The 10,198-nt window shown below is 72.0% G+C and carries 9 protein-coding genes and 1 pseudogene; 4 read left to right on the top strand and 6 right to left on the bottom strand.

The annotated features are described in order from the left end of the window. Positions 1–51: 51 nt before the first annotated feature. From SACHA_RS0116260 to SACHA_RS0116285, 6 genes are all read right to left on the bottom strand, one after another. Positions 52–1,332, bottom strand: coding sequence for a sulfate adenylyltransferase subunit 1 (locus tag SACHA_RS0116260; protein ID WP_019811436.1), 1,281 nt, complete (start codon positions 1,330–1,332; stop codon positions 52–54). After that, complete coding sequence (cysD, locus tag SACHA_RS0116265) at positions 1,332–2,252, bottom strand: sulfate adenylyltransferase subunit CysD (protein ID WP_019811438.1); 921 nt, start codon at positions 2,250–2,252, stop codon at positions 1,332–1,334. The genes SACHA_RS0116260 and cysD overlap by 1 nt, the downstream gene beginning before the upstream one ends. A gap of 40 nt (positions 2,253–2,292) precedes the next feature. After that, entirely contained in the window at positions 2,293–2,997 is a 705-nt protein-coding gene (locus SACHA_RS0116270) for a phosphoadenylyl-sulfate reductase (RefSeq protein ID WP_019811440.1), read from the bottom strand. Continuing rightward, positions 2,994–3,155 (bottom strand): hypothetical protein, encoded by a 162-nt coding sequence (locus SACHA_RS26280; RefSeq protein ID WP_019811442.1) that lies wholly within the window; start codon positions 3,153–3,155, stop codon positions 2,994–2,996. The genes SACHA_RS0116270 and SACHA_RS26280 overlap by 4 nt, the downstream gene beginning before the upstream one ends. After that, positions 3,152–4,834 carry a nitrite/sulfite reductase gene (locus SACHA_RS0116280; RefSeq protein ID WP_019811444.1) on the bottom strand — a complete coding sequence of 561 codons (1,683 nt, stop codon included), beginning with the start codon at positions 4,832–4,834 and terminating at the stop codon, positions 3,152–3,154. Before SACHA_RS0116280 ends, SACHA_RS26280 begins: the two co-directional genes overlap by 4 nt. A 275-nt stretch (positions 4,835–5,109) precedes the next feature. Further along, entirely contained in the window at positions 5,110–5,943 is an 834-nt protein-coding gene (locus tag SACHA_RS0116285) for a hypothetical protein (RefSeq protein ID WP_019811446.1), read from the bottom strand. An 88-nt stretch (positions 5,944–6,031) separates the two neighbouring features. Between SACHA_RS0116285 and SACHA_RS0116290 the strand changes: the two genes are divergently transcribed. The 4 genes and pseudogenes from SACHA_RS0116290 to hemW form a co-directional block, all read left to right on the top strand. Continuing rightward, a complete protein-coding gene (locus SACHA_RS0116290) occupies positions 6,032–7,768 on the top strand; it encodes a carbon starvation CstA family protein (RefSeq protein ID WP_028663262.1) in 1,737 nt (578 codons plus the stop codon). Then, complete coding sequence (locus SACHA_RS0116295; protein ID WP_019811450.1) at positions 7,765–8,037, top strand: cory-CC-star protein; 273 nt, start codon at positions 7,765–7,767, stop codon at positions 8,035–8,037. Before SACHA_RS0116290 ends, SACHA_RS0116295 begins: the two co-directional genes overlap by 4 nt. Then, positions 8,028–8,966, top strand: coding sequence for an ArsA family ATPase (locus SACHA_RS0116300; RefSeq protein WP_019811452.1), 939 nt, complete (start codon positions 8,028–8,030; stop codon positions 8,964–8,966). Before SACHA_RS0116295 ends, SACHA_RS0116300 begins: the two co-directional genes overlap by 10 nt. A 94-nt stretch (positions 8,967–9,060) precedes the next feature. Next, positions 9,061–10,198 (top strand): annotated as a pseudogene (gene hemW / locus SACHA_RS22630) (radical SAM family heme chaperone HemW); the annotation flags it as partial.

Raw genomic sequence — 10,198 nt, forward strand, 5'->3', positions numbered from 1 at the left:
TGGGCCACCGCCACGAGTGCGGGGCCGCCGACGCCCGGCGACCCCGGGCCGTCAGGCACCGCCCGCGAAAGCACGGAACCGTTCCCCGACGAGCCCGGCCGCGAGGGTGTCCCCGCTGCCCGGGTCGAGCACCAGGAACGCGCCGGTGCGGGGGCTGTCGGCGTAGTGGTCCACCGCCAGCTGTTCGGCCAGCCGCAGCCGCACACCGCCGATCTCGTTCAGCTCCAGCCTTTCCGGATCATCCACCGTGGACAGTGCCTGTTCGTCGAACCGGGAGACGAGCTCGTCGACGATCGCCTGCACCGTGCGGGTGCCGTGCTTGACGAGGACCTTCGTACCGGGTTCGAGGGCCTTGGTGGACAACCAGCACAGGGTGGCGGTCAGCTCGTCGGTCACGCCGGGGCGGTGCTCGGCCGAGGCGAGCAGGTCGCCGCGGCCGATGTCCAGGTCGTCGCGCAGCAGGACGGTGACCGAGGCGCCCGCCCCGGCCTCCGCCACCGGGCCGTCCGGGGTGTCCACCCGCTCCACGGTGCTGCGCAGACCTTCCGGCAGCACGGCCACCTCGTCACCCGGCCGCACCGTGCCCGCGGCGATCTGCCCCGCGTAGCCGCGGTAGTCCGGATGCTCGGCGGTGCGCGGGCGGATCACGTACTGCACCGGGAACCGGAACGCAGCCTCGTGCGGATCGGGCGCCACCGGCACGGTCTCCAGGTGCTCCAGCAGCGTCGGCCCCTCGTACCACGGCGTGTTCGCCGAACGGGTGGCGACGTTGTCCCCGTGCAGCGCCGACACCGGCACCGTCAGCACCGATCCCTCGGCGTAGCCCAGCGAGGTCGCGTGCGCGGCGAACTCCTTGGCGATCACGGTGAACGCGGCCTCGTCGTAGCCGAGGAGGTCGACCTTGTTCACCGCCAGAACCAGGCGGGGCACACCCAGCAGCGCGAGCGCGGCCGCGTGCCGTTTCGTCTGTTCCACCACGCCGTTGCGGGCGTCCACCAGCAGCACCGCGAGCTGCGCCGTGGAGGCGCCGGTGACGGTGTTGCGGGTGTACTGCACGTGCCCGGGGGTGTCGGCGAGGACGAAGCTGCGCTGCGGAGTGGCGAAGTAGCGGTAGGCCACGTCGATCGTGATGCCCTGCTCACGTTCCGAACGCAACCCGTCGACGAGCAACGAGAGATCCGGTGTGGACAGTCCCTTGTCGACGCTCGCGCGCTGCACGGCGTCGAGCTGGTCGGCCAGGACCGACTTGGTGTCGTAGAGCAGCCGTCCCACCAGCGTCGACTTGCCGTCGTCCACGCTACCCGCGGTGGCCAGCCTGAGCAGGCTCGACATCAGAAGTACCCCTCCCGCTTACGGTCCTCCATGGCGGCTTCGGAGAGCCGGTCGTCGGCGCGGGTGGCCCCGCGTTCGGTGAGCCTGCTGGCGAGGACCTCGGCGACGACCTCCTCGACCGTGGCGGCGTCCGACTCGACCGCGCCCGTGCATGACCCGTCGCCGACGGTGCGGTAGCGCACCGTCAGTTCGTGGACCTCCTCGCCCTCCCGTGGCCCGCCCCACGGTCCCTCGGTGAGCCACATCCCGTCCCGGCGGAACACCGGGCGGGTGTGCGCGTAATAGATCGACGGCAGCTCGACGCGCTCACGGGCGATGTAGTTCCACACGTCCGCCTCGGTCCAGTTGGACAGCGGGAACACGCGCACGTGCTCACCGGCGCGGTGCCTGCCGTTGTAGAGGTTCCACAGTTCGGGCCGCTGCCTGCGCGGGTCCCACTGGCCGAAGGCGTTGCGCAGACTGAAGATGCGCTCCTTGGCCCGGGCCCGCTCCTCGTCCCGCCTGCCGCCGCCGAACACGGCGTCGAACCGGTTGTCCGCGATGGCGTCCAGCAACGGCTGGGTCTGCAGCGGGTTGCGGGTGCCGTCCGGGCGTTCGGTCAGTCGACCGTCGTCCAGGTAGTCCTGTACCCGGGCCACGATCAGCCGCAGGCCGTACTTCTCGACGACGTGGTCCCGGAACCGGAGGACCTCGTCGAAGTTGTGCCCGGTGTCCACGTGCAGCAGCGGGAACGGCACCGGCGCCGGGTGGAACGCCTTGATGGCCAGGTGCAGCAGCAGTGTGGAGTCCTTGCCCCCGGAGAACAGGATCACGGGGCGGTCGAACTCGCCCGCGACCTCGCGGAAGATGTGCACCGCCTCCGACTCGAGTGCGGCCAGGTGGTCCCTGGCCGCGTCGGCCGCGGACTGCGCAATGGTCATGACGTCCCTTCCTCGACGCGCGTCGGTTCGTCCGACAGGTTCAGGCGTGCAGGCCGCACTCGGTCTTCGCCGAACCCGCCCAGCGGCCGCTGCGCGGGTCGGCCCCCGGCGCCACCTTCGCGGTACACGGCGCGCACCCGATCGAGAGGTATCCCTCGGCCACGAGCGGGTTCCGGAGGATCCCGTGCCGGTCGGCGTAGTCGTCGAACTCCTCGTCCGTCCAGGCCGCGAGGGGATTGACCTTGACGAGTCCGTTGCGCTCGTCCCAGGTCACGATCGGGGTGTCGGCCCGGGTGGGGGCGTCGACCCGCCGGACGCCGGTGACCCAGCACGAGTAGTCCGCCAGCGTCGCGCGCAGCGGCAGCACCTTCCGCAGGTGGCAGCAGCGGTTCGGGTCACGGTCGTGCAGCTTCGGGCCGTGCTCGGCGTCCTGCTCGGCGACGGTCTGCTCCGGGTGGGCCTCGACCACCCGGATGTCCGGGTAGGTGGCGGCCACCGCGTCGCGGGTGCCGAGGGTCTCGGCGAAGTGGTATCCGGTCTGCAGGAACAGCACGTCGACATCCGGTTTGACCCGGGTGGCCACGTCGATCAGGACCGCGTCCTGCATGTTCGAGGCGACGATCAGATCGTCGCCGAACTCCTCGACCGCCCAGCGCAGTGCCTGCTCCGCCGTCGCGTCGGCCAGCCGTCGTGCCGCCCCGGTCGCCAGGGCCTGGAGCTGTTCGGGTGTCCGGGACCCGCTCACGGTGTCACCTCCGGGATCGAGAGACCGAGTAACGTCACCGAGAACACCCTCCGGCACGCGGCACACATCCAGCCCGTCTCCCCCTCCGGTCGAAGATCCTCGTCGCCACAGTACGGGCAGTGCAGCGGTGCGGACCGCCCGGTCGCCGACTCGCTCACCTCAGCTCAGCCTCCTCCGCCCGAGCGGCCCACCGGGCGAACCGTTCGCCGTCGGCCCGGCCCGCGTGGTAATTGCGGACGACGCGTTCCACGTACTCGGTCAGCTCGGCGGCGGTGACCTTGTGCCCGCGTAGTTTACGGCCGAAGCCCGCGTCGGCACCGAGGCCACCACCGAGATGCACCTGGAAGCCCTCGACCTGCCTGCCCTCGGCGTCGGTGACGATCTGTCCCTTCAACCCGATGTCGGCGACCTGGATGCGGGCGCAGGAGTTCGGGCAGCCGTTGAGGTGGACACTGACCGGGTTGTCCAGTCCGTCCTGCAGGTCGGCGAGCCGCTTCTCCAGGTCGACCACCAGATCGGCCGCCCGTTGCTTGGTCTCGACGATGGCGAGCTTGCAGAACTCGATCCCGGTGCACGCCATGACGCTGCGCCGCCAGGACGACGGGGCGGCGTGCAGCTCGGCGTCGGCCAGCGCGGCGCGCAGCCCCTCGACCTCGGAACCGGGCACGTCCAGCACGACGAGCTTCTGCTGTGGTGTCAGCCGGACGCGGGACGAGCCCGCGCGTTCGGCGGCCCGGGCCGCCGCGAGCAGCATCGACCCGGACGTCCGACCGGCCACCGGGGCCGCGCCGACGTAGAAGTTCCCGTCGGTCTGGCGGTGCACCCCGACGTGGTCGACCGGGGCCTCGGGAACCCGTGGGGCGGGGCCGTCGACGAGCCCGCGGTGCAGGTACTCGGTCTCCAGGACCTCCCGGAACCGCTCCGGCCCCCAGTCCTTGATCAGGAACTTCAACCGGGCCCGAGAGCGCAGCCGCCGGTAGCCGTAGTCCCGGAAGACACCGACCACGCCCGCCCAGACGTCCGGGACCTCGTCCCGGGGCACCCACGCGCCCAGCCGCACGCCGAGCATCGGGTTGGTGGACAGGCCCCCGCCGACCCACAGGTCGAACCCGGGACCGTGCTCGGGGTGTTCCACCCCGACGAAGGCGACGTCGTGGATCTCGTGCGCGACGTCGGGCTGTCCGGAGATCGCGGTCTTAAACTTGCGGGGCAGGTTGGCGAACTCGGGGGCACCGACGTAGCGGCGGTGGATCTCCTCGATCGCGGGGGTGCCGTCCACGATCTCGTCGGCGGCGATGCCCGCGACGGGGGAGCCGAGGATCACCCGGGGGCTGTCGCCGCAGGCCTCCATGGTGGTCAGGCCCGCGTCCTCCAGCCTGCGCCAGATCGTGGGCACGTCCTCGATGCGGATCCAGTGGTACTGGATGTTCTGCCGGTCGGTGATGTCGGCGGTGTCGGCGGCATAGGTCCGGGACAACTCCCCGAGCAGGGCCAGCTGCCCGGTGGTCAGCGCGCCCCCGTCGATACGCACGCGCAGCATGAAGTACCGGTCGTCGAGCTCCTCGGGGGTGAGCGTGGCGGTCCTGCCGCCGTCGATCCCGGGTCTGCGCTGGGTGTAGAGGCCGAGCCAGCGGAACCGGCCGCGCAGATCGCCCGGGTCGATCGAGTCGAACCCGCCCGGGGCGTAGATGTTCTCGATCCGGGCCCGGACGTCCAGCGGCGGGCCGTCCTTCTTGGATCGTTCGTTCGGGTTGAGCGGCTCGCGGTGGCCCAGGGCCCACTGGCCCTCGCCGCGTCGCCGCCGGGGTTTCGTGGGGCTGCCTGTGTTCGGGGCCATCGATGTCCTCCAGGGAACGGGGTGGTCCGCACCCGGCGCCGCGACGCGACGGGAGCCCGTGGGCGGGGAGTTCGGCTCGCCGTACGTCGGCGCCGGCGTCCGGAGAAGAGAAGAGTGGACGGCGCGCGGGTCAGCGCCGGCAGAGGCAGCTGGAGACGCGCAGATAGTCGACGTGGCGCCGCACGACGAGGGACACTCCCGCTGAACTCACGGAGGAAACGGTCCCAGTCCGGGGCGGGCCCGTCCAGGTGTGCCCGCATGCTGGGAAGCCGACCTCACCGGTGCTTTGCGGCTGCCACAATGCCCCGCTTGCACCGGGAGGCCAGGCGGTGTTGTGCGCGGATCCGCTGCCACAGCCCCAGCGGGGCGAGCTCGGCGTCCGGTGCGCCCCGCCGATGGTCCGGAACGAGCCCGTCGTCCCGCAGTGTGCCCGCGAGTGCCCACGTCTCCCAGCGTTCCAGGTCGGGGATCGAGTAGTCGTGGCCGAACACCAGTGCGTCCGTCCCGTCGCCGTGCAGCCGACCTCCCCCGAGCGGGCGCAGCGGCACGGCCGGGCCGGGTGCGGCCTTGTCGTCGGCGGAGTTCCCGCCGTCGGCTCCGGGCACGGTGACGGTGGCCGCTCGCGGGCCGTCCTCCCCGGGACGGACCAGCAGAGCGTGCCGGGTGGGATCGGTCCGCACCGTCAGCGGCACCGTGCGCGGGATGCCGGTGAGCCGGACGACGATACGCGGCAGCCACCACCAGTTCTCCCGGCACAGCAGCGGGCTGTCCGCGAGCGCGCGGGACGGCGGGTACTTGCGCAGCTCCTGGCCCAGCAGCTCCACCGTGAACAGGTCACCCTCGGTGTCGTCGATCACCTCGACGGTCGCCGTGCACCCCAGCCCGGATTCCCCGTCGGGCACCGACCGGGAGTCCGTCACGACGAACCCCGCCCGTCCCGCGCGGCGCAGCCCCGCCACCTCGGCCGCCCGCGAGTACGGCAGTGCCACGCAGGGCACCCCGCGGTCCAGCAGGGGGGTGGTCGCGAGCGCGCGCGGCGTGCCGTCGGTGTCCAGCCAGCACAGCTCCGCCGTGATCGCGCGCCCCCATAACGGTCCGAACTCGTCCATCGTGAACCCTTACCCGTCCGTCACCGGCCTGTTACCGTGCTCGCTCGACATCGTCGGGCCCCTCAAGGTGTACCGGGGAGTGAGTGTGATGCCTGCCATCGTGGTGGTCGCGTTCGTGGCCGTCCTGTTCTACCTCGGGTACCGGTACTATTCCTCGTACCTGGCCAGAAAGGTCTACGCCCTCGACCCCGCGTTCGTCACCCCCGCGCACAGCATGCGCGACGGGATCGACTTCGTGCCGACGAACAAGCACGTGCTCTTCGGGCACCACTTCACCTCGGTCGCGGGTGCCGCGCCGATCGTCGGGCCCGCGATCGCGGTCTTCTGGGGCTGGGGTCCCGCGCTGGCCTGGGTCGTGCTCGGCACGGTCTTCGCGGCGGGCGTGCACGACTTCGGTGCGCTGGCCGTGTCCGTCCGGCACCGCGCCAAGAGCATCGGCACCCTGGCCCAGGAGGTGATCAACCGGCGGGCGCGCACGCTGTTCCTGCTGATCATCTTCTTCCTGCTGACCCTGGTGAACGCCGTGTTCGCGGTGGTGATCGCGAACCTGTTCGTGGCCTACCCCGAGGCGGTCCTGCCGATCCTGCTGCAGATCCCGATCGCGATCGGAATCGGGCAGTACGTCTACCGCACCCGCAGTGCGGCCCTGCTGCCCTCGATCGTCGGCGTCGTCCTGCTGTACACCTCGATCCTGCTGGGCCGGGCGCTGCCGCTGTCGTTGGAGGGCATCGCGGCGGCAGACGGGCTGTTCACCGAGCGCAACATCTGGGTGCTGCTGCTGTTCGCCTACACGTTCGTCGCCTCCCGCATCCCGGTATGGGTGTTGCTGCAACCGCGCGACTACATCAACTCGCACCAGCTGTTCATCGCCCTCGGCGTGATCGGGCTCGGTGTGGTCGTCGGGATGGACACGATCGTGGCCCCCGCGTTCAACGACACCCCGGAGGGCTCACCGAGCTGGTTCCCGCTGCTGTTCATCACGATCGCCTGCGGGGCGATCTCCGGGTTCCACAGCCTGGTGGCCTCCGGGACGACGGCGAAGCAGCTCGACAAGGAACCCGACGCGCGCTACGTCGGCTACTTCGGCGCGGTCGGCGAGGGCTCGCTGGCGGTCGCGTCGATCCTCGCCTGCACCGCCGGGCTGTTCGCCACCACGGACGCCTGGAACGCCGCCTACGCGGACTTCGGGTCCGCGTCCGGTTCGGCCACGTCGAACTTCGTGGAGGGCGTCGCGGCGTTCGCGGGCAACCTGGGTGTGCCCGCCGCGGTGGGGATCGTCTTCGCGTCGATCGTGGTCATCAGCTTCGCCGCCACGACGATGGACACCGGGGTGCGGTTGCAGCGCTACATCGTCCAGGAGATCGCCGAGATCTCCGGGGCGCGGACCGTGGCCCGCAACATCACCCTGGCCACCGGCATCGCGGTGCTCGTGCCGCTGGTGATGGCGCTGCTGCCCGGCGGGGGCGAGGACGGCTACACCTTCGGCGTGCTGTGGCAGCTGTTCGGCACCACCAACCAGCTGACGGCGGGCCTGGGCCTCGCGGTGATCGCGGTCTGGGTGACCCGCAGGCGCCGCAACCCCGTCGCCGTGCTGGTGCCGCTGGTGTTCCTGCTGGTCATGACGACCTGGGCGCTGGTGATCAACCTCGGCACCTTCGTGCGGGAGGGCCAGTGGGTGCTCGCGCCGCTGGACGCGATCATCTTCGTGCTGGCGATCTGGCTGATCGTCGAGGCGGCGATGGCGTTGCGTCGCGCCTGGGCGAGCCGGGACGACAATCCGGCGCCCGAGCCGCGGCCCGAACCGGAGCCGGAACCCGAGCGGTGAGCCTGCGCGACCGGCTGGTCTCCGCCTGGCGGCGGGCGGAGGCGGCACACGACGCGCTGTTCGTCGCCCGGTGGCGCCGCGACCTGCGGCGGCGGGCGCGGACCGAGCAGGACACGTTCCGGGCGCTGGTGCTGCTCGATTCGCTCGGCGTGGACAACCCGGTCGCCTACGAGACCCTGGACCTGCTCCCGTACCTGGTGGCGGATCTGCACGAGTGGCACCGCAGGATGGGGCGCGAGACGTTCGGCGATCCCGGGGTGTGCTGTTGATCCGGTTCTTCGGCGGCAAGGGCGGCGTCGGCAAGACCACCGTCGCCGCCGCGTTCGCCCTCGCCCGGGCCCGCCGGGGGGAGCGCACGCTGGTGGCCTCGACCGACCCCGCGCACTCGCTCGGCGACGTGCTGGAGGTGTCGTTGTCCGAGCGTCCGACGCGGGTGGACCGCGACCTGTGGGCGGTCGAGATCAGCGGCGAGGCGCAGGCCCACCGCCGGGTCGCCGAGGTCGCCGAGGACGCCCGGCACGTCGTGCCGCGGGAGGTGTTGCCCGCCGTGGAACGGCACCTGGCCCGTGCCACGGACAGTCCGGGCACGGTGGAGTCGGCCCTGCTCGACCGGCTGGCCGACCTGGCCGGGCAGGTGGGCACCGACTGGGATTCCCTGGTCGTGGACAGCGCGCCGACCGGGCACATGGTGCGGCTGCTCGGTCTGCCCGCACTGCTCACCCCGTGGATCGAGGGCCTGGCACGGCAGCGGGAGAAGGCACGCGACGTCGACCGCCTGGTGGCGGGGCTGTCCGCGGACACCGGTGTGGGCGGCGACCCCGGCCCCGACCCGCTGCTGTCCCGGTTGCACCGGCGGCGCGAGCGGGTGGAGTGGATGGCCGCCCAACTGCGGGAGCGGGCCCTGGTCCACCTCGTCGTCGTTCCGGAACGGCTGCCGCTTGCGGAGACCCTGCGCGCCGCCGACACCCTCACCGACGGCGGTCTGCGCCTCGGCACGGTCCTGATCAACCGGGTCCTCGACGCCGACACCACCGGCCCCGGGTCCCGGCGGCTCGACACCCAGCAGGCGATCCGCGCCGAACTGGAGACCCGCTTCCCGGACCCCCCACCGCTGTCCCTGCCCCTCCTCGACCACACCCCGGAGGGCCTGCCGGAGCTCACCCCGTTGGCGGACCTGCTCACCCGGGCTGTGCCGTGAAGGGCACTTTCCCTGCGTCGAGTGCAGCGAGGGGCACATTCGCTGCGTCACACGCAGGGAAAGTGCCCTTCACGGTCAATGCCACACTGGTGGGGTGGGTGTCGCGAGTGAGGTGTCGTCCGGGTTGCCGGTGGGGGTGGTGCGCGGGCCGGGGCGGCGGCCGTTCGGGGTGTACGTGCACGTGCCGTTCTGCGCCACCCGGTGCGGCTACTGCGACTTCAACACCTACACCGCGGGTGAGCTCGGCTCGGCCGCGTCGACGTCGTCCTGGCTGGACGGGGTGCGTGCCGAACTCGACCTCGCCGCCGACACGCTCGGGCACCCGCCACCCGCGGACACCGTTTTCGTCGGTGGGGGCACGCCGTCCCTGCTCGGGGCGGACGGGCTCGGCGCGGTGCTCGACGCGGTGCGCTCCTCGGTCGGCCTGGCCGACGACGCCGAGGTGACCACCGAGTCGAATCCCGAGTCCACCTCGCCCGGCTTCTTCGCCGGGCTGCGCGAGGCCGGTTACACGCGGGTGTCGCTGGGGATGCAGTCGGCGGCCCCGCACGTGCTGGCCGTGCTGGACCGCACACACACCCCGGGACGTGCCACGGCCGCGGCCCGCGAGGCGCGCGCGGCGGGCTTCGAGCACGTCAGCCTCGACCTCATCTACGGCACACCGGGTGAGCGCACCGAGGACCTGCGGGCGACGCTGGACGCGGTGCTGTCCGCGGGGGTGGACCACATCTCCGCCTACTCGCTGATCGTGGAGGAGGGTACCGCACTGGCCCGCCGGGTGCGGCGGGGTGAACTGCCCGCCCCGGACGACGACGTCCTCGCCGCCGACTACGAACTGATCGACCGCCGGCTGGCGGAGGCGGGGCTGCGCTGGTACGAGGTGTCCAACTGGGCGGCCTCCGAGAAGGCGCGGTGCCTGCACAACCTCGGCTACTGGCGCGGCGGCGACTGGTGGGGCGCGGGCCCCGGCGCGCACAGCCACGTCGACGGCACGCGCTTCTGGAACGTCAAGCATCCCGCCCGCTACACCGCCACCCTGGCCGGGGGGCACCTGCCGGTGGCGGGCCACGAGACCCTCACCGACGACGACCGGTATCTCGAACGGGTGATGCTCGAACTGCGGTTGGCCGAGGGCCTGCCGCTCGACGCGCTGGACACCGACGGCGTGCGGGGCAGGCGCGCTCCGCCGTGACCGACGGACTGCTGGACGGCGCCGCCGCCGACCGGGGCCG

Origin of the sequence: Saccharomonospora halophila 8, from assembly GCF_000383775.1 — a bacterium.
Taxonomy (GTDB): domain Bacteria; phylum Actinomycetota; class Actinomycetes; order Mycobacteriales; family Pseudonocardiaceae; genus Saccharomonospora; species Saccharomonospora halophila.